Consider the following 23,579-nt stretch of genomic DNA (forward strand, 5'->3'; position numbering starts at 1 on the left):
CCAGGGTGGAATCATGACGCAACCTAGTCCGTATCAACAGTTCTCTACAGTGCCCCCGCGGCAGGGTCTTTATAACCCTGCCCGCGAAAAGGACGCCTGTGGCCTGGCCGCCGTGGCCACGCTGCGCGGCACCGCCGGCCACGACATCATCCAGCAGGCCCTCGAGGCCCTGCGTAATCTGGAGCACCGCGGTGCCATCGGCTCCGATGCCGGCACCGGAGACGGCGCGGGCCTGCTCAGCCAGGTTCCCGATGAGTTCCTGCGCGCCGTGACCGAGTTTGAGCTTCCCGCCGCCGGCGAATATGCCGTGGGCCTGGCCTTCCTGCCCGCCGAGTCCTGGGCGCGCGACGCCCAGAAGCGCGCGATCGAGAAGATCGCCGCGGAGGAAAACCTCGATGTTCTCGGCTGGCGCACCGTGCCCACCGACCCCGCCCACCTGGGCAAGCTCGCCCGCGAGGCCATGCCCGCGTTTGAGCAGCTGTTTATCACCGCCGCCGCGCAGAACCACGCGCCCGAGCCGCAGCTGCGCGAGCACTCTCCGATCGAGCCCGGAGCCCCCGAAAACCAAACGGTCACGCCCCAGCTCAACACCCGCACGCCCATCGAACCCGGCGCGCCCGAGGCGGCAGATACCCCCGCCCCCGATACTCCCTCCCGCACTACCCCACAGATTTCCGGCCTCGCGCTTGATCGCCTGGCCTACCGCCTCCGCCGCCGCGCGGAGCACGAACTGAGCGCCTATTTTGCCTCGCTCTCGGCCCGGACACTCGTCTATAAGGGCATGGTCACCACGCTCCAGCTTGAGCCGTTCTACCCCGACCTCTCCGATGAGCGCTTCGCCTCGAAGCTCGCCCTCGTTCACTCGCGTTATTCCACGAATACGTTCCCGTCCTGGCCCCTGGCCCAGCCCCTGCGCATGCTTGCGCATAACGGTGAGATTAACACCGTGGAGGGCAACCGGAACTGGATGCGCGCCCGCCAGTCCCAGCTCGCCTCCGAGCTGCTCGGCGATATCTCCCCGCTGCTGCCGATCTGCACCCCCGGCGCGAGTGATTCCGCGTCCCTCGATGAGGTTTTTGAGCTGCTGACCCTGACCGGTCGCTCGCTCCCTCAGGCCATGATGATGCTGGTTCCCGAGGCCTGGGAAAAGAAGACCACGCTGGATCCCGAGCTGCGCGCCTTTTATGAGTACAGCGCCCTGCAGATGGAGCCCTGGGATGGCCCCGCCGCCCTGACCTTCACCGATGGCCGCTATGTGGGTGCCACGCTGGACCGCAACGGCCTGCGCCCCGGACGCTGGGTCGAGACCACCGATGGCCTGGTGGTGCTGGGCTCCGAGATCGGCATCCTGCCGGTGGACCCCGCGCGCGTGGCCCGCAAGGGACGCCTGCGCCCCGGCGCGATGTTCCTCGTGGATACCGAGGCGGGCCGGATCATCTCCGATGCCGATGTGAAGAGCGAGATTGCCGGGTCCAAGCCCTGGGCCACGTGGCTCGAGACCGGCCAGATCAACCTCGCCGATCTGCCCGAGCGCGAACATATCGTGCATACCGCCGCGTCGATCACCCGCCGGCAGCGCACGTTTGGCTATACCGAGGAGGAGGTGCGCATCCTGCTGACCCCGATGGGTCAAAACGGTGCGGAACCGCTCGGTGCGATGGGTTCCGATACCCCGATTGCGGTGCTCTCGGACCGCCCCCGCCTGCTCTTTGACTATTTCAGCCAGCGCTTCGCGCAGGTCACCAACCCGCCGCTGGACGCGATCCGCGAGGAGCGCGTGACCTCGCTGAGCCTGGGCCTGGGCCCGCAGGACAACCTGCTGTCCGCGGGGGCCGAGCACGCGCGGCGCGTGGTGCTCCAGTTCCCCGTGATCGATAACGATCAGCTCGCCAAGATTCAGCACATCGACGCGGAGGGCACGCAGACCGCGACCATCCGCGGCCTCTACCGCTTCGACCGCGGGGAGGGTGCCCTCGCCACGCGCCTCGCCGAGATCTGCGCGGAGGTGGACGCCGCGCTGGAATCCGGCGCGCGTTTCCTCGTGCTGAGCGACCGCGATTCCAATAAGGACCTCGCCCCGATCCCCTCGCTGCTGCTGGTATCCACCGTGCACCACCACCTGGTGGCTCAGGAAACCCGGATGCGGGTGGGCCTGATCGCCGAGGCCGGCGACGTGCGCGAGGTACACCACGTGGCACTCCTGATCGGCTATGGCGCCTCCGCGGTTAACCCCTATCTGGCGATGGAAACCTGCGAGCACCTCGTGCGCACCGGCGCCATCACGGGCATCACCCCGGACCGGGCAGTACATAACGTCATCTACGCCCTGGGCAAGGGTGTCCTGAAGATCATGTCCAAGATGGGCATCTCCACGGTCTCGAGCTATGCCGGGGCTCAGGCCTTTGAGGCCGTGGGCCTATCCGAGGAGCTCATCAACGCGCATTTCGGCGGCACGATCTCCACGCTGGGCGGAATCACCCTCGAGGCGATTGCCTCCGAGACGCTCTCACGTCACGTCAGCGCCTATCCGGAGAACCCCTCGGTGCGTCACCACGAGCGCCTGGACACCGGCGGGGAATATCAGTGGCGGCGCGAGGGCCCGGCCCACCTGTTTAACCCGGAGACGGTCTTTAAGCTGCAGCATGCCACGCGCGAGCGCCGCTTTGATATTTTCCGCGAATATACCGGGCTGGTGAACGATCAGGCCAAAAACCTGATGACCCTGCGCGGGCTGTTTCGCCTCGACGAGCACGCGCGCACGCCCGTGCCGCTGAGCGAGGTGGAGCCGGTCTCCGAGATCGTGAAGCGCTTCTCCACCGGCGCGATGAGCTATGGTTCGATCTCGGGGGAGGCCCACGAGACGCTGGCCATCGCGATGAACCGGCTGGGTGGAAAATCCAATACCGGCGAGGGCGGCGAGGATAATGAGCGCCTTCTTGACCCTGAGCGCCGCAGCTCCATTAAGCAGGTTGCCAGTGGCCGCTTTGGTGTCACCAGCATGTACCTCACCCATGCCGATGACATCCAGATTAAGCTCGCCCAGGGCGCCAAGCCCGGCGAGGGGGGCCAGCTGCCGCCCGGCAAGGTCTATCCGTGGATCGCGCGCACCCGCCATGCCACCCCCGGCGTGGGCCTGATCTCGCCCCCGCCGCACCACGATATCTATTCAATCGAGGACCTGAAGCAGCTCATCTTTGACCTGAAGCGCGCCAACCCGGCCGCGCGGATCCATACCAAGCTGGTCAGCCAGGCAGGTATCGGTGCGGTTGCGGCGGGTGTGGCCAAGGCCCTGTCCGATGTGATCCTGGTCTCGGGTCACGACGGCGGCACCGGCGCAAGCCCGATGAACTCGCTCAAGCACGCGGGTACGCCCTGGGAGCTGGGGCTCGCCGAAACGCAGCAGACGCTGATCCTGAACGGCATGCGCGACCGCGTGGTGGTGCAGGTGGACGGCCAGCTGAAGACCGGCCGCGATGTCATCATCGGCGCGCTGCTGGGCGCCGAGGAATTTGGCTTCGCCACCGCCCCGCTGGTGGTCTCCGGCTGCATCATGATGCGGGTATGCCACCTGGATACCTGCCCGGTGGGTGTGGCCACCCAGAACCCCGTGCTGCGCGAGCGCTTCACGGGCAAGCCCGAGTTTGTGGTGAACTTCTTTGAGTTCATCGCCGAGGAGGTGCGCGAATATCTCGCCGAGCTGGGGTTCCGCACCCTGGAGGAGGCCATCGGCCGCGTGGAGCTGCTGCACGCCGAGGACGCCAGCGCACACTGGAAGGCCCGCGGATTGGACCTCTCACCGATCCTCACCGTGCCCGAGGTGGGTGCCCCGCGCCGCTCGGCACGCGAGCAGGAGCACGAGCTGGACCAGCACTTCGATCGCGCGCTCATCGAGCTCGCGGGGGATGCCCTGGACCGCGGCGAGCCCGTGCTGGTGGAGCTTCCGATTAACAACACCGACCGCGCCGTGGGCACGATGCTGGGCCATGAGGTCACCGTGCGCCACGGGGCCCAGGGCCTGCCCGAGGCCACGATCGACGTGACGCTGCACGGCACCGCCGGGCAGAGCCTCGGCGCGTTCCTGCCCGCGGGTATCGCCCTGCGCCTGGAGGGTGAGTCCAATGACTACGTGGGTAAGGGCCTCTCCGGCGGGCTGATCACCGTGCGCCCGCCGCGCAGCGCCTCCTATACCGCGGAGGACAGCGTGATCGCCGGAAACGTGATCGGCTATGGTGCCACGAGCGGATCGATGTATCTGCGCGGCATCGTGGGGGAGCGTTTCCTCGTGCGTAACTCCGGGGCCACCGCCGTGGCCGAGGGCGTGGGAGACCACGCGCTGGAGTATATGACCGGCGGCACCGCCCTGATTCTGGGCCCCACGGGCGAGAATCTCGGCGCGGGCATGTCGGGCGGCACCGCCTATGTTTATCGGCTGCGCCCCGAGGCGGTGAACCCGGATTCCGCCGCGAGCGGCGAGCTGCGGGTCCTGCCCCTGGATCGCGCCGATCAGGAGCGCGTGCGCGAGCTTCTTAACGCGCATTATGAGGCCACCGAATCCGCGGTGGCCGCGGAGATCCTCGCCAATTTTGCGGTCGCTTCGGCCGAATTTAATAAGCTTATGCCGCGCGATTATGCCGCGGTCCAGGCCACGCGCGCGCAGGCACAGACCGAGGGTCTGGACCTGGACGGCGACGTGGTGTGGGAACGAATCATGGAGGTCACCCGTGGCTAATCCCCGAGGTTTTCTTGAGAACACGCAGCGCGAAACCGCGCCCCGCCGCCCGGTACCGCTCCGGCTCATGGACTGGAAGGAGGTCTACGCGCAGCGCGATGGGGCCACCGTGCAGCGCCAGGCCGGCCGCTGCATGGACTGCGGTGTGCCGTTCTGTCATCAGGGTTGCCCGCTGGGCAACCTGATCCCGGAGTGGAACGACCTGGTGCGCCGCGGCGAGGGGCACGAGGCCATCGAGCGCCTGCACGCCACCAATAACTTCCCCGAGTTCACCGGCAAGCTCTGCCCGGCCCCGTGCGAGAGCGCGTGTGTCCTGGGCATCAACCAGCCCGCGGTGACCATCAAGGAGGTGGAGGTATCCATCATCGAGACCGCCTTCGAAAACGGCTGGGTTGAGCCCGAGCTGCCCGTGCGCCTGACCGGGAAGACCGTGGCCGTGGTGGGCTCGGGCCCCGCCGGGCTCGCGGCCGCGCAGCAGCTCACCCGCGCGGGACACACCGTGGCGGTTTATGAGCGCGAGGATCGCATCGGCGGCCTCCTGCGCTATGGCATCCCCGACTTCAAGATGGAAAAGAGCGACCTCGATCGCCGTCTTGAGCAGATGACCGCCGAGGGCACCCGGTTCCGCCCCGGAATCACCATCGGCGTGGACCTCGGCTGGGAGGAACTGCGCCGCCGCTTTGACGCCGTGATCGTGGCCACCGGCTCGACGATCCCGCGCGATCTGCCCATCCCGGGGCGCGACCTCGGTGGTGTGCACTTTGCCATGGACTATCTGGTCCCGGCCAACCGGGTGCAGGCGGGCGATAGCGTGGCCGATCAGATCACCGCCGCGGGAAAGCGCGTGGTTGTGCTTGGCGGCGGCGATACCGGGGCCGATTGCATCGGAACCGCACACCGCCAGGGGGCGCTCAGCGTGACCAACCTGGCCATCGGAAAGCAGCCCGGAACCGAGCGCCCCGCGCATCAGCCCTGGCCCACGATGCCCACGCTCTTTGAGATGCAGAGCGCCCACGAGGAGGGCGGGGAGCGCGAGTATCTGGTGTCCACCGTGGAATTCCGTGCCGACGAAACTGGGAATGTGTGCAGCATCCGTGTGGCGGAGACCGAATTCGTGGATGGACGCCGGGTGCCGCGCGCGGGAACAGAGCGTGAAATCAAGGCTGACCTGGTGCTTCTTGCCCTGGGATTCCTGGGCCCGGAGGCGGAAACGCTGTCCCGAGACCTTGGCCTTCCGGTGGGTGCACAGGGTAACCTGGACAGAGACAACGATTACCGGACCAACCAGGCCGGAGTGTTCGTTGCCGGCGACGCGGGTCGCGGGCAGTCGCTCATTGTCTGGGCGATCGCCGAGGGTCGCGCGGCTGCCGCAGCGGTCGACCGATACCTGGAGGGGACAACCTCGTTGCCCGCCCCGGTTCACGCCCACGAGAGGGCCCTCACGCTTTAACCACCCCTGCCGCGGCCTCGGCCGCAGAAGTATGGAGCACCACCACATGAGACGAGCTAAAATCGTCGCGACTCTTGGCCCGGCTACGTCGAGCTATGAGGACATCCGCGCCATTCTCGAGGCCGGCGTCAATGTTGCACGCATGAACCTCAGCCACGGTGACTACACCGTGCACGAGGGTGTTTACGCAAACGTGCGCAAGGCCGCCGCCGACCTCGGCAAGTCCACCGCCGTTCTGGTTGACCTTCAGGGTCCGAAGATCCGCCTGGGCAAGTTTGAGGGTGGCCCCTATAACCTCGCCGAGGGTGATGTTTTTAAGATCACCACCGAGGACATCCTGGGCAATAAGGACATCAGCTCCACCACATTTAAGGGCCTGCCCGAGGACGTGCGCGTGGGCGACCCGCTGCTGATCGACGACGGCAAGGTCACGCTGCGCGTGACCGCCGTGGAGGGAAACACCGTGACCACGGTGGTCACCGTTCCCGGCCCGATCTCGAATAATAAGGGCATCAACCTGCCCGGTGTGGCCGTGAACGTTCCCGCACTGAGCGAAAAGGACGAGGCCGACCTGCGCTGGGGCATTAAGCTCGGCGCCGATTTCATCGCCCTGTCCTTCGTGCGTGACGCCGCGGATATCGTGCGCGTTCACGAGATCATGGACGAGGAGGGCACCCGCCTTCCCGTGATCGCCAAGATCGAGAAGCCGCAGGCCGTGGATAACCTCGAGGAGATCATCGACGCCTTTGACGGCATCATGGTCGCCCGCGGTGACCTCGGTGTGGAGCTTCCCCTGGAGGCCGTCCCGATCGTGCAGAAGCGCGCCGTGGAGCTGTGCCGCCGCGCGGCCAAGCCCGTGATCGTCGCCACGCAGATGCTCGAATCCATGATCTCCAGCCCGCGCCCCACGCGCGCCGAGACCAGCGACGTGGCCAATGCCGTGCTCGATGGTGCCGACGCCGTGATGCTCTCGGGCGAGACCAGCGTGGGTGAGTTCCCCGTGATCACCGTGGCCACCATGGCCCGGATCGTGGAGTCCACCGAGCAGCACGGCCTCGAGCGCATCCCCCCGCTGGGCACCAAGCCCCGCACCCAGGGTGGCGCGATCACCCTCGCCGCGAGCGAGGTGGCCGAGTTTGTGGAGGCCAAGTACCTGTGCGTGTTCACCGAGTCCGGTGACTCGGTGCGTCGCATGTCGCGCCTGCGCAGCCCGATCCCCGTGATCGGCTATACCCCGAACGAGACCACCCTGCGTCGCATGCAGCTGAACTGGGGTGTGGAGGGTCGCCTGATCGCAAGCGTCACCCACACCGACGCCATGTTTGGTCAGGTGGACGACTGCCTGCTCGGCGAGGGTCTTGCCAAGGAGGGCCAGAAGGTTGTGGTGATCTCCGGATCTCCCCCCGGAATCGCCGGTTCCACCAACGATCTGCGTGTACACAACGTGGGCGACGCCAAGAACCAGGTCGTTCCGGCCTACGAAAAGGCCTAGTCTCCGCGTAGACGCAAAAACCCGCGGTCATCCCTCCCTCCGGAGGGGTGGCCGCGGGTTTGCTCTATCCGGCTCTAATAGAGCACGGCGTCGCCCAGAAGCCCGGGCCAGTCAGGGGTGGCGAGGCTGGCCGGATCCCGGAACTCGCCCGCGGTGATGCGGCGGAAGGCCCCGGGGATGCCAAACAGGTGTTCAAGCGCGGTGGCATCGGTGCCGCCGGCCATCGAGGGGTCCACGCGCTCGGTCAACCGACCGGGGTGCAGGGCGTGGACCACCTCAAGTGCGCGCACCATGGTGTGTACGGGAGCGATCTCGCGCAGATCCGTGACCGCAAGCATCACACCGGAGCAGGGCTCGCCCGCATAATTGCGGATCATCGGGGTGAAACCATAGGGGATAAACCCCACCCCGGGCAGCCCAAGCGCGTTCAGCGCATCGGCGGTGGCCTCGGAGTCCAGCCACGGCGCCCCAAAAACCCTAAACGGTGCCGCGGTGCCGCGCCCCTCGGAGAGGTTCACACCCTCCAGTAGGCAGGTCCCGGGATAGAGCAGGGCTGTGAGCGCATCGGGCATCGCGGGGGAGGTGGGGGTCCAGTGGGCGGGGGTCTCGGCGGCGATCTGCTCGCGCTCCCACCCCGTGCACTCGATCACGGTGAGGTCCACGGTGATGCCGCGGCTCTCGACCCAGTGGCGCGCAAGCTCGCCGATCGTGGCCTGATGCCGGATCGGCATGGGCCAGCGCCCCACAAAGGAGCGGCAGTGTTCCTCATCAAGCATGGGCCCCTCGGCGAGGGTCAGATCGCCGCCGAGCGGATTGGGGCGATCCAATACCACCACCCGCACCCCTGCGGCGGCGCAGGCCTCAAGCGCATAGCTCAGGGTCCACATATAGGTATAAAACCGCGCACCGATATCGGGCAGGTCAAAGATCAGCGTGTCGATTGCGGCGAGGTCCGCCGCGGCCGGCGCGAGCTGCTCGCCATAGAGTGAGCGCACGGGGAGACCGGTGATCGGATCGTGAATATCACCGATCTGGGCGCCCTCGCGCGCGGTGCCGGCGATGCCGTGCTCGGGGGCAAAAAGCAGCGTGAGGTTAAAGCCTGCCTCGATCAGGGCCACGCGGCCGCGGCGCAGATTGCCGGTCAGGGCCAGGTCATTGGTGATCAGCCCGAGCCGGGCGCCGTCCAGGCCCGGGTTGATTTCGCGCGCGGCCAGGCGGTCTATTCCCGTGCGGATGCCGCGAGGACTGGTATGTAGCATCAAAAAACTCCCTTGTTTTATGCCGATGGTCCTAATCGATCCGATGGCCCTTCACGGCCTCGAAACTCAGGTGCAGATTGCTCGCCATGCGGTCAAAGCCGCGCTGCGCGATCCGCACAAAAATAAAGTCGATCACCGCGAGCTGGGCGATGCGGCTGGCCATCGCGCCCGAGCGATAGCGCGTCTCATTGGCCGCGGTGGTGAGCACCAGATCCGCGGCTAGGGCCAGGGGGGACTCGGGGGCATTGGTGATCGCGATGGTGCGCGCGCCGGTGGCCCGCGCGATCCGCAGCGCCTCCACGGACTCCTGGGTGCGTCCCGAGTGGGAGAGGGCGATCGCAACATCCTCGGCGCCGAGCAGCGAGGAGGAGGTCAGGGCCAGGTGCTGATCGGTCCAGCTCTGCGCAAAATATCCCGCGCGATGCAGTTTATGTTGCAGGTCCTGCCCGGCCAGGGCGCTCGAGCCGCTGCCGTAGATATCGATGCGGCGCGCGGAGATGAGGGATTCCACCACGTATTCCAGCGCGTCCAGGTCCAGATCGCGCGCTGTGCGTTCGATGGTTTCGGCCTCCATAAACGCGATCTTGGACACCGTCTGTGCGGGTGTATCGGTGGGGGAGACCTCGCCATCGGAGATTTTAAAGCGCTCCCGGCTGCGTGATTCCCTCCCCAGTTCGGAGGCCAGGGCGAGCCGAAACTCGGGATAGCCCATATCCGCGACGCCGCGGCAAAAGCGCACGATGCTGCCGGTGGACACGCCGCTGGCCTCGGCAAGTGCCGTGATCGTGAGCCCGGGAATCGCGGCGGGATCGGCCAAAATAAAATCGGCGATGCGCTCCTCGGCCCCGGTCATGCGGGGGCGGCGCTGGTGTACGGCGGTGAGAACGGTGGAAGACATCGCGCGGGCCCTTCGTCGTGGCGGGGTGTTGTGGACCATCTTTACACGTTTTTGAAAAGGTCTTGTAAATATTTTTATAACTGGGCTAGGCTGGCGACAATTATTTACAGGGTGTCGAGGATGACACCCCCGAGGATACTCCCGAGGAGACGGCAATGACGCTGTCGAATACCGCACCAAGCGATGCCGCACGCGAAACCATCCACCTGGATACCGAGGCACGCAACCCCCGCACGATGGCCCTGGATACCGTGCCCACCGTAGAGCTCCTGGGTCTGCTGAACGACGAGGATGCCCGCGTGGCCGCCGTGGTCCGCACGCTGCTGCCCACGCTCGCCCGGCTCGTGGATGCCGCGGCCCTCGCCCTGGAATCCGGCGGCCGCGTGCACTATTTTGGTGCGGGCACCTCGGGTCGCCTCGCCGTGCTGGACGCCACCGAGCTGCTGCCCACGTTTAACCTGGAGCCCGGAATCGTGGTGGCGCATATGGCCGGGGGACCGGCCGCGCTTATCCGCAGCGCCGAAAACGTCGAGGACAGCCCCGAGGCCGGCGCCCGGGATGCCGCCGAGGTGAGCGCGGGGGATATCGCGATCGGGATCACCGCCTCGGGCCGCACCCCGTATGTGCGCGGGGCCCTCGCCGAGGCCCGCCGCCGCGGCGCGGTCACCGCGGTGATCGCCAATAACCCCGGCTCCGTGATCGGCGCCGAGGTGGACTATGCGCTCGAGGCCGCCACCGGGCCCGAGGCGCTCTCCGGCTCGACCCGGCTAAAATCCGGCACCGCCGCCAAATTCCTGCTGAACGGTTTTTCCACGGCCCTCATGGTGCGCCGCGGCTTCGCCTGGTCCAATCTGATGGTCTCGGTGGTGCCCAGCAACGAAAAGCTGCGCGAGCGCGCGGTGCGCATCCTGATGGCCGCCACCGACCTGGATCGCGCCGCCGCGGGCACCCTGCTCGCCGCGTGCGATGGCGATATTAAAACCGCGATCCTCTCCCGGCTGGCGGGCATCCCGCCCGCCGAAGCGCGCGCCGCCCTCGGCGCCGCCCACGGCTCCGTGGCCCGCGCCCTCCCGACCACCCTTCCCCCGACCACTCACAGATAGCGAGGATTCATCATGAAAAAACGCGCACTCACCGCGGTTGCGCTCGGCGCGGCCTTTGCCCTCACGCTGGCCGGCTGCGCGCCGGGCGGCAATAGCGCCAACGGCGGATCGGAGGGGAGCGGCGATGAGGCCGTGACCCTCAAGGTCTGGTCCTGGCAGGCCCAGTCCAGCCCGCAGTGGAATAAGATCTTCGACGCCTACGAAAAGGATAACCCCGGCGTCACGATCGAGTTTGAGGGCTTCCAGCCCACCGAATATAACCAGATCCTGGCCACGGGCCTCGAGGGCCGCGATGGCCCCGATGTCGCGATGCTGCGCGCCTATGGTGGGCTGCAGAACGCCGTGGCCGCGGGCCAGCTGCTGCCGGTGGGCGATAAGATCACCGGCCTGGACCAGATCGCCCCGAGCGTGATGGCCGCCGCCACGGGCAAGGCCGATGGCCTGGTCTACGGCGTCCCGTTTGCCACCCAGACGCTGCAGATGATCTATAACAAGACCCTGTTTGAAAAGGAGGGGCTCAAGGCCCCGAAGACCTGGGAGGAGTTCATCTCGCTCAATGACTCGCTCCTGGAGAAGCAGATCACCCCGATGGCGCTCGGCGCCCGCGAGGACTGGGTGCTCCCGATCTTCGCCGATATCATGGGCTCCGCCCGCTATGGCGGAAGCGAATTTGAGGCCGCCGTGCTCGACGGCTCGCAGAACTTCAACGACCCCAATTATGTGGCCTCGCTGCAGGTGGTGAAGGACATGCAGAAGTACCTGGATAAGGATGTCATGGCCGTGGGTGTGGCCGATTCGGCGCTGCAGTTCACCTCGGGCAAGGCGGCCCAGTATCCCGGTGGCTCCTTCGACCTGAAGACCTTTAAGGAGGGTGCCCCGGATACCGAATTTGGTGTGTATCAGGTGCCGCCGCCCCCCGGCTCGGTCCTGGATCACCCCGTGACCCCGGCCTATGCCGATGGCAGCTTCGGCGTGAATAAGCAGTCGAAGAAGCAGGAGGCCTCCCTGAAGCTCCTGCAGTGGATGACCACCAAGGACTTCGGCCAGCAGGTGTCCAACCAGATCGGCCAGTTCTCGCCGCTTCCCGGCGTGACCTATGAGGATAAGCTCCTCCAGGAAATGTGGGACCTCTACGAGGAGAACCCGGCACCGTATCTGCTGCTGATCAACTTCCGCTATGGCGACCCCTCGGGCACCACGGTACTCGGCACCAATATCCAGAAGATGTTCCTGGGTGAGTCCACGCCCGCCGAGGTCGCGGATGCCCTCCAGGTGGGCGTCTCGGCCTGGTTTACCCCCTCCAAATAATCGCTCAGGCCGGGCCCTCATCGGGCCCGGCCCTCCCGCGGGGAGGGGCCCCGGCCCCTCCCACCCCACCCACATTTTTGTCAGAGAGGACATCTCGTGGCCTTCCCCCCGAACCTCACGCGACCGGTCGCGGGCACCCCCGCCCGGCGCCGACGCAGCGGTGTTTCGATGCCGTTTGGTACCAGCGTGGCCTTTATCCTGCCCGCCGCGATCCTCTTTGCGGTTTTTATCCTGTATCCGCTGCTGGCCGCCCTGAGCTATTCCTTTTTTGGCTGGTCGGGCACGCGCCGCGAGGAGTTTGTGGGGTTGGATAACTTCACCACGCTGCTGACCCAGAACCCCTATAAGGATTCGCTGCTTAACGCCTTCACCCATAACGTGCTGCTGTTTTTGGGTGCGGTGATCTTCCAGAGCTCGCTGGGCCTCGGTATCGCCGCGCTGCTGCACCGCAAGAAGCGCTTTAAGCGCTTTTTTCAGACCATCTTTACTCTGCCCTATCTGGTGAGCCCGATGGTTATCGGTTACCTCTGGTCGCTCATGCTCTCGCCGCTATTTGGCCCGGTCAACGCGATCCTGCGCGGCGTGGGGCTCGAACACCTCGCGCAGCCCTGGCTCGGCGATCCCAAGCTCGCCATCTGGGTGGTGGTTTTTGTGACCGGATGGCAGTGGATCGGCTTCCCGATCCTGCTCTTTGGCGCGGCCATGGGCGGTATTTCCCCGGAAATCGACGAGGCCGCCAGCCTCGATGGCGCCACCTCTTGGAAGCGCTTTCGCTATATCACCCTGCCGCTGCTGACGCCCACCATCGGAATCGTCACGGTACTCACGTTTATCGGCAGCATGGAATCGATGGCGATCCCGTTTGCGCTGGGCGGGTCCACGGGATCCCCCGCGGGGGCCACCGATGTGATGATGCTGCTGTTTTATCGCACGGCCTTTGAATCGGGTAATCCCAATTCGATCGGCATCTCCTCGGCCCTCGCGACCGTGCTGTTCTTTTTCATCTTTATCATCTCCGTGCTCATCACCCGGGTGATGCGCCGCGCCGAACGGAAACTCTTCTAATGGCCCTCCTCACGCGACACCCGAAGTCCACGCCCGAGGCCGCGCAGCAGGAACGCGTGCTGCGCCGCGCCCGCTCCCAGGGGGCACCCGAGGACCGCAATATTGCCGGTTCGATCCTGACCAATATTTTCCTCTGGGGTTATGCGATCATCGCGATCGGCCCGCTGCTGCTGATGGTATCCAATTCGCTGCGCACGCAGCAGGATATCGCGATGCGCCCGCTCGGCCTGCCGCTGCAGCCCTCGTTTAAGAGCTATCAGGAGGCGTGGCTCACCGCGTCCTTTGATACCTATTTTGTGAACTCGATTGTGGTCACGGTGGGCTCGGTACTGCTCTCCACCGTGGTCTCGCTGCTGGCCGCCTATGCGTTTGCGCGCAATCGGCACCGCTTTTTTGCCGGCATGGAGGCGCTATTCCTCTCCGGGCTGATGCTCCCGGTACACCTCGCGATCCTGCCGCTGTTTTATATGTTGGATAGCGTGGGGATGACCAGCAACCTGCTGAGCCTGATCCTCGTCTATGGCGCGATGGGGATTCCCTTCTCCACGTTTGTGCTCACGGTATTCTTCCGGCAGATGCCGCTGGAGCTGGAGGAGGCCGCACGGCTGGATGGCGCGAGCCCGTTCCAGACGTTCCTGCGGGTGATGCTCCCGCTGGTGCGCCCCGCGATCGCGACCGTGGTGGTATTCAGGTTTGTGCCGATCTGGAACGACTTCTTTTATCCGCTGATCCTGATCCGCAACCGGGACTCCTATACCCTGCCGGTGGGCCTCACCCGGTTCTTTGGGGAGTATTCCACCGATTGGCCGCAGCTCTTTGCCGGGCTCACCATCGCGACCCTGCCGCTGGTGATCATCTTCCTCGTGGCGACCAAGCAGATCATCTCGGGGCTGACCGCGGGAATGAGTAAATAGTGTGTGCTCCCGCGGCGGGCAGCTGATGCCGCTGGCCTCGGCCGCGAGCGTGGCCGTGCGCACCGAGTCCGGGCAGATCCGGACGGTGCTGCACGGCCGCGTGGAGCACGGCGGCCGCCCGCTTGACCCCGGGGATGTATTTGATCTGGCCTCGCTCAGCAAGCTTTTTACCGCGACATGCGCGCTGATCCTGGTGCGCGAGGGCGCGCTGGGGCTGGATGAACCGGTGGCCGCGCATCTTCCGCCGGGCACGCCCGCGGGGCGCGCGGGGGTGACGCTGCGCGAGCTGCTGACCCACCGCTCGGGGCTGCCGGCGGAGAGCGCACTATGGCGGGAGATGAACGATCCCGGGAGGCTGCGCGCGGGGGTCCTCGCCACCCCGCTCCGGCATCCGCGTGGGCGGCGGCACGAGTATTCCTGCGTGGGCTATATTCTTGCCGGTGCCGTGCTTGAATCCGCCGCCGGGCAGCCGCTGGATACGATCCTCCGCACCCGCCTGACCGGCCCCCTCGGGGCGCACTCGGTGCGTTTTGGCCCGGTCCCGGCGCGGGACGCGGTGGCCACCGAGACCCAGCCCACTCGGGGTGCACTGCGCGGGCAGATCCACGATGAACTCGCCGCGGGCCTCGCCACCCCGGTGGGAAATGCCGGGCTCTTTGGCACGGCGCGGGATGTGCTGCGCCTCGCGGAGCTGCTGATCGAGGACGGGCGCGGCCCGCGGGGCGAGCGCATCCTCGACCCGGGGAGTGTGCGGCTGCTCACGGAACCGGGGGAGTGGCCCGGCCCGGGTTATGGCCAGGCGATTGGCTTTCGGGTCAACGACGCGGGCCTGCTCGGCGGGGCGCGGGGCGTGGGCCATACCGGTTTTACCGGCACCTCGCTTGCGCTGGACCCGCACCGCGGGCGGGCGGTTGCGCTGCTGGTCAACCGGGTGCATCCCACGCGCGAGACCGCGGGAATCATCCCGCTGCGGCGGCGGGTGCACGAGGCGGTTTTCAGGGAGGACTGAGGCGCTCTCCACCGGTGCCGAGCGCCGCGCCCGGCGGCGCGCCCGCGCGGGGAATCCGGGGCGCGTGCCCCCGCCGGGCGCGGTGCACGGCGGCGGACCCCGGCCCGCCTGCCCCCATTAGCGCCGGACCCCTTCCGCGCGGGGCCGGGTATTCGCTAGTGTGCTGTCATGACCCGCGAATCCAGCCCCGTGCTCATTCCCGCCGGCAAGGTTTTTGATGCCGCCGAGATCACGTTTTATGCCGATCCCGAACGCCGCAGCCTCGAGCAGGCCATCACCGAGGCCGATGTGCTGGTGAGCTGCCCGCACTCGGGCGCCGCGATCCCCGAGGAGCTCTCGCGCTTCCTCGCCCCCGAGTTCACGCGCCGCCTCCAATATGACTTCAGCGATGTCTCCACCAGCGCAATCGTGCGCCGCTGGGCGCAGATCGATCCGCGCATCGTCTACGTGGAAAACCCGCATCCGCGGATGATCCGCGATCCCAATCGCGCGCGCCCCGCCGATCTGGCCGCCCAGCTCGGCGAGGCCATCGCGCGCGTGCGCGAGGCCGGGCCCTATGCCCGCGTGGACCTGACCGGCGTGGACGCCATCCGCCCCGTCACATTCTCCTTTTATCCCCTGCTCACCGTGCCCACAACCGCCGAGGAGCTGCGCGAGCTCACCTCCGCGTTTGAGAGCGTGGCCGAGCAGGGCCTGGGCGTCTATGAGCGCACCCGCGATGACCTCAACGAGCGCTTCATCGAGGCCAAAACCGCGCAGGCTCGGGCGGGCTACCGGGTGCGCTATACCCGGCTGAGCTTCCACGACACCATGAATACCACCACCACGCGCGAGGGGGCGGTGAACGTGGAGCGCGAGCCCAAGGATCGCCTGCCGCGGATCGTGGCCCTGTCCAACCGCGGTGACCACCACGGCGATGCCCGCCCCGAGGAGCCCGTGAGCATGGATCCCGCGCGCGTGCGCGCACTGGCCGACGCGCACCGGGTGGGCTTCCATGCCGCGGAGGCCGAGGATATTGCGCTGAATCAGCCGTATCTGGGGAGCCAGGAGATCATCTCCGCCCGCGATCGCTTTGCGCGCGAGCCCGCCCTCTCGGGCCTGTCCCTGGACGCCGTGCAGGCCGAGTTCCTGCGCGAATATCTGCTGGGCGAGGAGAATACGGCGATCCTGCGCGAGCCCGGCACGGGCTGGGTCACCCCGCACCCCGATCATGTGGACCGCATCGCGCACGCGTGCAAGGCGGCCTGGGACGCCTATCGCGACCACTAAAACCACATAAAAAGGGCCGCACCCCCGAGGATCGGGGGTGCGGCCCTTTTTATGTGGGGGCTAGCCCCAGAGGATTCCAAACAGCGCACCCACGATAATGGTGGCGCCGGCCAGGACCAGGGTCGGGATGAAAAACGAGTGATCCACGAGCTTGGTTCCGAGCTTGGTGGAGCCCGTATAGTCGAAGTTTGCCGCCGCGATCTGCGAGCCGTTGGTGGGCAGCAGATAGATACCGGCAAACGCACCCGCCCACATACCGCTCAGCATTCCGAGGGGGATACCCGCGGCCAAACCAATGGGTACCACCGTCCGGGTGGCCGTGGACTGGCTGGTCGTGAGCACACAGACCAGGAAGATACCCAGCGCGAAGATCCACGGCGCCTGCTGAACCCAGCTACCCACGGTCGAGGCGATGACCTCCTGGTGGGCACCGAGGAACGTATCGGTGAGCCAGGCCAGACCAAAGAGCGCAATGGCCGAAACCATACCCGCTTTAAACACGCTCATGCCGGGGATCTCGGAGACCTTGGGGCGGGCCACCAGCAGGATCACGGTACCCACCACAAACATGACGATCTCGATGATCGGGGTCATCTGCATCGGCACCATCGCGTCCTTGCCGTCCACGAGGCCGGGGACCAGCGGGCGCAATTCCTTGGCCAGGCCGAAGAATACGATGGTCACCACGCCGAGCAGGAAGATGATCGCGGCCCAGCGCCCCTGCGGGGTGGCCACAATATCGGTCTTCTTCAGCGGGCCGTCGGTCTTCGGGGCCTCGATTGCCCCCGAGGCGATCTTGGCCTGGATCTCGGGATCATCGGCAATATTCTTGCCCAGGCGCGAGACCACAAACGACGCGATCACGATACCCACCACGGCCGCGGGGAACGTGACCTTCACGATATCGATCAGCTCATAACCATAGGCCGGGGCATCCGTGAGGGTCACCATCGCGGCCATCGCGGCCGAGACCGGGCTACAGGCCAGGGCGATACCCGTGGCCACCACCGAGAGCGAGAGCGGCCGGGACGGGCGAATATTATTTTTATAGGACACGTCCTGGATCACCGGCAGCAGCGGATACAGGATATTTGAGGTACCGGCGCCGGCCGAGAAGAGGAACGAGACCAGCGGGGCGATCAGGGTGATCTGCTTGGGGGAGCGGGAAATCAGCTTCGCCGCGATTGATACCATCCAGTCGATACCACCGGCGGCCTGCATCATCGAGGAGGCCAGGACCACCGAGAGCACGATCAGCAGGGCATCCACCGGGGGAGAGCCCACGGGCTCCTGGAAGACAAAAACGAGCACGGCCACACCCGTGCCACCCCAGAGCCCCAGCCCCACACCGCTGGAACGGGTACCCATCACAATGGCACCCAGAACCACCAGCAGTTCCAGAATAAATTTTGCGGCCTCCACGATTACTCCATATCCTCGGCATGCGTTATCGGTGAGAGCACCGGATGTGACAACCATTTGTCATATCGGTGAAATGCTAGCGCTCAGATTCCATGTCATACCCATAACACAAGGTACCCAAAACGGGGGTGATCCAAAAGAGCAAACTCGCTGTACGCTAAGGGGCAACAGTCCCGTCTTTTGTCCGCGTATTTGTGCTCCCCCGCATCCACCGGAAGAAGAGAGGGATGGGGCGGTTAAAATGAGGTCCACCCGGGACCCCATTAATTCGAGCTACCCGGCCCGACGGGAATACCCCATGCATCATCACGACATACCCTGGTTTGACGACCAAAAAGACACCGCGATCACCCACGCCCTGACCCGCTTCCGCACCCACCCCCACGCGGTCCTGGTCCTCCAGGGCTCCGCCGGTTCCGGAATCGGCACCGCGGGCATGGCCATCGCGGCCTCGCTCGCCGAAACCCACCGGATCGTCCGCATCCGCGGAACCCACTTCGGCCAGGACACCCCCTATTTTGCGATTCAGCACGCCCTCGGCGGGGCCGCATCCCCGCAGGACTCCCCGCTGAGCATCCTCCGCCGCTTCGAGGACACCGTGCTCGGCGAGGCGGGCGAGCGCCCCGTACTCCTCTATATCCTCAATTTTGAACAGCTCGATCCGCTGAGCGCCGCGCTGCTGGGCACGCTGCTGGGTTCCGGCCGGATGGGTGCGCTCATCACCTGCCCCGATGTGGCCACCCAGGCGGTGCTGCTCTCGCTCGCGGCGACCCAGGTGCTGGAAACCGTGGAGCTAGAGCCACTGGGCGCCAGCACCGTGACCGCCCAGGTGGAAAGCTATCTGGGAGGGCTGGTGCCGCGCCGCGTGGCCGAGTGGCTCCTGCAGGCAGCCGGGGGCAACCCCGCGCTGCTGCGCATGCTGTGTGATCAGGCCGTGCGTGGCGGCTGGCTGCGCCTCACCGGCGATCACTGGACGCTGGACGAGGAACGCGACTGGGCCGAGGAGCCGCTGTCCTCGGGCGGATTACTCGGGGCCGTGGGCACCCTACCCACGCCACAACGCGCGTTATTGGCCCGGGTCGCCATCCTGGGACCACAGCCCGGCGCGGAATTGAGCGCCGCGTTTGGCGAGGAAAACCTCGCCGCGCTTGAGGCCGCGGAGCTGATCCAGGCGAGCATCGACGGCACCCTCTATGCCGCGGCCAATATCGCCACCGCCGCCGCCATGCGCACGCTTGTGGACGAGGCCGAACGCCGCGATATCTGGCGAGAATCGGGTTTCCTCCCGCAGCCCGAGACCGAACCCGATGTGGTCTTGCGCGGCCTCCAGGCGGGCATCGAGCCCGGGGATACCCGGATCCTCGCGGCCGCCGCGGATGCCAGCAACGGGCATCGGCCGCGGCTCTCCAATGCGCTCCTGGACTATGCGCGCGGAAGCGATGAGGAATGCCTCCTGCACGCGCGCAACGCCCGCCAGCTCGGCGAGATCCCCGCCGCGCTCGCCCGGCTGCGCTCGCTGCCCGGCAATTCCGCCGCGCTCTTCCAGGAGTTCCTGATCGAGCTGGAAAACCACGGCGATCCCGAGGCAGCGGCCGGCGTGCTGGCCCGGCTGGACGCCGCCGTGCTCAACGACCGGGATCGCGCGCGCCGCGATCTCGCCCGCGTGCTGCTCTTCGAACACCGCGCCGAGTTTGATGCCATGATCGCCGAGGGGGAGGCGCATCTGCGCGATCCCGAGGTGGTCGCCGATTCCACCGCCGAACTTCCGGAGGTGCAGGTCACCGCGCTGCTGGTGGCCGAGGCGCTGTGCGTGCGCGGCCGCCAGCGCGAGGGCCTGGCCCTGGCCCGGCGGATCTATACCGGCAGCGAGGAGGGGCCCAGCCCCGAATTGCGCGATGTGGCCGCCGTGGTGATGTGGCGCATCTTTTTCCTCTCCGGCCACTGGGACGAATGCCATGCGCTTGTCTCGCGTCGCCGGCATACCTATCCCGAGGCCGGCGGGCTGGTGTCCGGGCTCGCCGAGATGGCGCAGGGGCTGGTGCTGTATCTGCGCGGGGATACCCTCGCCGCGCAGCATCCGCTCGCGTGCGCCCGCTCGATGCTGGGACAGCACCATTCGGCCTCGCTCTCGCCGGTCCCGGGGGAAACCTGGGTGAGCGAGCGGGACTCGGTGGAGCAGATCCAGGAGCGCTTCCGGATCGAGAGTGCCCGCTTTGATGTTCCCGGAATCCCGCAGTTCTCCCGGTTCCTGGCCACGATCCTGCTCGCGCTGCGTAATGCCGCCGATCTTTCCGCCCCGGCCGCCGTGGCGCTCTATCACGAGATCGGTGCCGGGCATCACGCCCGCGGGGAATACGGCTTTGAGCTCTTTGCCGCCTCCGGCCTGATCCGCACCCTGCTTAACCGCCCCGTACAGGAGCGGATCGGCGCGCTGGATCCCGCCCAGCGCCTGCGCATCGATGCCGCGATCGAGGGTGCGGTGCGCCGCAACTCCGGCCCACTCGCGCAGGTATGCGGCGTTTTTGCCACGGCGCTCTATGAGCCGGGACCCACGATTCGAGCGGGAATCCTGCTCGGGGATGCGCTGGGCATGGGCACGTTTTTTACCTCCGATCCCGGCGAGACCCACGGCGATATGCCCACCCGGAATACGTTTATCCCGGCGGCCGCCCCGGTGCGCGGCATCACCCTCAACGAGCGCGAAAATACGATCTTCGAGGCGCTGAACCGCGGCCTGAAAAATCGCGAGATCGCGGCCCTGCTGGGCATCTCCCCGCGCACCGCCGAGGGACATGTCCAGCGGCTCTATCGCACCCTCGGGGTGGGCTCGCGCGCGGAACTCTATGCGGCGTTCCGGCCTCCCGTGGATATTCGCGCGGCCGATGGGGGAGGGGCCGAGCGTGTTCTTCCCGGATAGCGTGGGCCCGCGCACCGACCTGCATGCGCGCCGCGGGGCGGAGATCCTGCGCGATCCGGGCCTGGTGGGCCTGTGCCTCATGGATAGCAATGGCTTTGGGCTGATGTCCGCTGCCCGCAGCGTGCTGGGTGCCGCCGAGATCACGCGCTCCATCACGGTGATCGGGAATCGCACGCTGCGCGGCGCCCCGCTCGCGGTGCTCGCCCCCTATCTCACGACGCTTCCCGCGGACGTGGAGCCCGATCCGCTCCTCGCGCTCCACGCCCTGCGGCTGAGCCTGCGCGCCGAGCCCGGGGCCGATCCCGCACCCGCCGCGATCATCGTGGAAAACCCGCACCACCTGGATCCCGCGAGCGCGGGGCTGCTCGCCCGGATTGCCACCGAACCCGGCGTGAGGCTTCTGATGCTCTGCCGCTCGGTCTCCCAGCTGCCGGCGGAGTTTCGGGGCCTGCTCGCGGAGGGGCTGATTGAACTTCTTGCGCTCTCGGGGCTGAATTATGCCGAGGTCGAGGCGCTCGCCCGCGAGGCGCTGCACGGGATCACGCCGTGGACGCTTATTAACGACCTGAGCCGCATCAGCGGCGGCAACCCGGAGATTCTGCGCCGCGTGCTCGAGGAGTCCACCGGGAACGGCGCGCTCGCATGCCAGGACGGGGTCTGGCTCTTCCGCTCACCCCCGCGCCTGGATTCCCTCACCCGGCTGGAGATGCGCTCGCGTCTCGTGGATCAGGAACCCCAGCAGCGCGATGCGCTCTATGCCGTGGCGCTGGCCCATGCCATCCCGGAGGCCACGCTGGTGGATCTTTTTGGGGCCGTGCCGGTGCGCGCCCTGCGCGCCTCCGAGATCCTGAGCGTGGACCCGGGGGATACCGCGGCCCGCCTGCTGCGGGTTCGCCCCGGCATCACCGCGGATCTGCTGCGCGAGATTATTACCCCCGCGCAGAGCCGGGTGCTCTGGGAACGGGTATTTCCGGCGCTTCCCGAACCGCGCGGCCCCGAGGCGATCCGCCGCTATATCCTGTGGACCATCGAGTGCGGGGGAACCCCCGAGAACGCGGTGCTGCTGAACCTGGCGATCCTCGCGAATCATATTAACCGGCCCGAGCTGGCGCTGGACGCCATCGCCCGCCGCCAGGGCGAGGACCTCGCGATCGGGCTGGAACTGCAGCGGGCACGCGCCCATTTTGGCCGCGGCGAGGTATCCACGGCGCTGTATACGCTGCGCCTCACGCTGACCCGCGGCATCAACGCCAAGGACGGCCAGCGCGCGATGTCCCTGCTCGCGCAGATCTATTTCATCACCGGGCAGGGCTCGGAGGATCTTTTCCCCGCGCTCTCCGAATGGCAGCAGGCAAGCGATCGCGAGGATGATCAGCAGCAGAGTGAATACTCGCGGCGAGCCGAGGCCATCCTGGTGCCGCTGCTGACGATGGCGCGCGGGGCCTATCGTGATGCCCTCGCCGAGATCCCGCCGCGCCGCCCCGAGGCCGAGCCGATCCACGAGGAGGATCTGCTGCTGGATCTGGTCGAGGGGGAGATCCTCGCGTCGCTCGGGGATTTTGATCCCGGGATCACAAAGCTGCGCCACGCGTTTGACACCATGCGCTCCCGGGATAACCTCGCCAATTATGGCGGCTATGTTTATGCGCGCCTGGCAATATTTTTGACCTATGGCGCGCGCTGGGATGAGCTTGCCCGGCTCCATGCCGAACCCGCCCCGTGGATCGAGGGTCTGGGTGGGCTGGTGGAACTCACGCGCGCGGTCCAGGCGCTGCAACACGGCGATACCCCGCGCGCCCAGGAGCATGCGCGCGCGGGGGTGGTGCTGACCCGGATCTCCGATTCCCAGCGGGTGCGGCCCATGACTCTCTCCTTTGCCGCCTTTTTGGCTGTACACGCGGGGGACTCGGCGCTGGGTGCCGCGTATATCGCCGAGCTGGACTCGCTGGATTATCCGGGCACGCCGCTGCTGGACGGGCTCGCGCGCGCCTATGCCGCCTATGCCCGGGAGGGCGAGCCGGAGGCCATCCGGGTAAACGCGCTCTGGGAGATTGCGCGGTCCTCCGCGGCAAATGGTCCGCGGGCGGCGCAGGTGCAGGCGCTGATCCTGCTGCTGCGGATGGAGGCGGACGGGGCCCTGGAGGCCCTGCACGAGGCCACAGCGACGGCCAGCGATCCGGTGGGAATCGCCTCCCATGCGCTCACCACGGCGCTCTTGGCGCGCGATCCCCACGCCTCCCTGCGCGCGGCCGAGGTGGCGCTGGAATATCGCCTGGACTATATCGCCGCGGGGGCGCTGGGCGATTGTTTCCTGCGGTTGCGCGCGACCCCCGATCGCCACCTGCAGCGCCGGGCGCTGACCCTCCTCGCCCGAGTGGAGCCGGCCGCGCTCGCGCTGGATACGATGCTCGGCACCGCGCGTGCCCGCGCGCTACTCACGGCCCGCGAGGCCGAGGTGGCCCGATTCATCGCGCGCGGCATGAGCAGCCGCGAGGTGGCGCGCGAGCTCTCGCTCTCGGATCGCACGGTGGACGGACACGTGCAGCGCATCCTGGAAAAGCTGGGCCTGGACTCGCGCGCGTCGCTGCGCGCGGAGCCGGACGAGCCGATCCGCTCGCCGGAACCCGCCTAGCCCCGCGCCGGGTGAGCCCGCCTCGACCCGCGCCGGCGCGGACCCACCTAGCCCCGCGCCGGGCGGACCCACCTCGTCCCGGCGACGACAGAACCCTCAGTGCGGCCGCGTC

The 23,579-nt window shown here is 67.1% G+C and carries 14 protein-coding genes; 11 read left to right on the top strand and 3 right to left on the bottom strand.

Annotated elements, in window-relative coordinates; all coding sequences use genetic code 11:
- Positions 1-13 precede the first annotated feature (13 nt).
- Genes gltB through pyk form a run of 3 tightly spaced genes read left to right on the top strand, consistent with a single transcriptional unit; the run spans position 14 to position 7,671 of the window.
- On the top strand, positions 14-4,729 hold the full coding sequence (gene gltB, locus KXZ72_RS02705) for a glutamate synthase large subunit (protein ID WP_226082200.1): 4,716 nt from the start codon (positions 14-16) through the stop codon (positions 4,727-4,729).
- On the top strand, positions 4,722-6,179 hold the full coding sequence (locus KXZ72_RS02710; protein ID WP_226082201.1) for a glutamate synthase subunit beta: 1,458 nt from the start codon (positions 4,722-4,724) through the stop codon (positions 6,177-6,179). Before gltB ends, KXZ72_RS02710 begins: the two co-directional genes overlap by 8 nt.
- 46 nt (positions 6,180-6,225) lie before the next feature.
- On the top strand, positions 6,226-7,671 hold the full coding sequence (pyk, locus tag KXZ72_RS02715) for a pyruvate kinase (protein WP_226082202.1): 1,446 nt from the start codon (positions 6,226-6,228) through the stop codon (positions 7,669-7,671).
- 74 nt (positions 7,672-7,745) lie between these two features.
- On the opposite strand, the gene KXZ72_RS02720 is transcribed toward pyk, so the two are convergent.
- Positions 7,746-8,930, bottom strand: a complete 1,185-nt coding sequence (locus KXZ72_RS02720) for an exo-beta-N-acetylmuramidase NamZ family protein (protein WP_226082203.1) — start codon at positions 8,928-8,930, stop codon at positions 7,746-7,748.
- 31 nt (positions 8,931-8,961) lie between these two features.
- Entirely contained in the window at positions 8,962-9,828 is an 867-nt protein-coding gene (locus tag KXZ72_RS02725) for a MurR/RpiR family transcriptional regulator (RefSeq protein ID WP_226082204.1), read from the bottom strand.
- Between the two features lie 155 nt (positions 9,829-9,983).
- Between KXZ72_RS02725 and KXZ72_RS02730 the strand changes: the two genes are divergently transcribed.
- From KXZ72_RS02730 to KXZ72_RS02755, 6 genes are all read left to right on the top strand, one after another.
- Positions 9,984-10,931: an N-acetylmuramic acid 6-phosphate etherase gene (locus tag KXZ72_RS02730; RefSeq protein ID WP_226082205.1), complete on the top strand. Its 948-nt coding sequence runs from the start codon at positions 9,984-9,986 to the stop codon at positions 10,929-10,931.
- Between the two features lie 12 nt (positions 10,932-10,943).
- A complete protein-coding gene (locus KXZ72_RS02735; RefSeq protein WP_226082206.1) occupies positions 10,944-12,239 on the top strand; it encodes an ABC transporter substrate-binding protein in 1,296 nt (431 codons plus the stop codon).
- Between the two features lie 96 nt (positions 12,240-12,335).
- Positions 12,336-13,304: a carbohydrate ABC transporter permease gene (locus KXZ72_RS02740; RefSeq protein ID WP_226082207.1), complete on the top strand. Its 969-nt coding sequence runs from the start codon at positions 12,336-12,338 to the stop codon at positions 13,302-13,304.
- Positions 13,304-14,218: a carbohydrate ABC transporter permease gene (locus KXZ72_RS02745; RefSeq protein ID WP_226082208.1), complete on the top strand. Its 915-nt coding sequence runs from the start codon at positions 13,304-13,306 to the stop codon at positions 14,216-14,218. The genes KXZ72_RS02740 and KXZ72_RS02745 overlap by 1 nt, the downstream gene beginning before the upstream one ends.
- Before the next feature lies 1 nt (position 14,219).
- On the top strand, positions 14,220-15,227 hold the full coding sequence (locus KXZ72_RS02750; protein WP_226082209.1) for a serine hydrolase domain-containing protein: 1,008 nt from the start codon (positions 14,220-14,222) through the stop codon (positions 15,225-15,227).
- 168 nt (positions 15,228-15,395) lie between these two features.
- Positions 15,396-16,496 (top strand): N-formylglutamate amidohydrolase, encoded by a 1,101-nt coding sequence (locus tag KXZ72_RS02755; RefSeq protein WP_226082210.1) that lies wholly within the window; start codon positions 15,396-15,398, stop codon positions 16,494-16,496.
- A 60-nt stretch (positions 16,497-16,556) separates the two neighbouring features.
- Here the strand turns inward: KXZ72_RS02755 and KXZ72_RS02760 are convergent, their stop codons facing one another.
- Positions 16,557-17,975 carry an anaerobic C4-dicarboxylate transporter family protein gene (locus KXZ72_RS02760; RefSeq protein WP_226082211.1) on the bottom strand — a complete coding sequence of 473 codons (1,419 nt, stop codon included), beginning with the start codon at positions 17,973-17,975 and terminating at the stop codon, positions 16,557-16,559.
- Between the two features lie 241 nt (positions 17,976-18,216).
- On the opposite strand from KXZ72_RS02760, the gene KXZ72_RS02765 reads away from it, so the two are divergent.
- Positions 18,217-20,835, top strand: a complete 2,619-nt coding sequence (locus KXZ72_RS02765; protein WP_226082212.1) for a helix-turn-helix domain-containing protein — start codon at positions 18,217-18,219, stop codon at positions 20,833-20,835.
- A complete protein-coding gene (locus KXZ72_RS02770) occupies positions 20,819-23,467 on the top strand; it encodes a LuxR C-terminal-related transcriptional regulator (protein ID WP_226082213.1) in 2,649 nt (882 codons plus the stop codon). Before KXZ72_RS02765 ends, KXZ72_RS02770 begins: the two co-directional genes overlap by 17 nt.
- Positions 23,468-23,579: the final 112 nt, after the last annotated feature.

Origin of the sequence: Mycetocola spongiae (genome assembly GCF_020424085.1) — a bacterium.
In the GTDB taxonomy this organism is placed as follows: domain Bacteria; phylum Actinomycetota; class Actinomycetes; order Actinomycetales; family Microbacteriaceae; genus Mycetocola; species Mycetocola spongiae.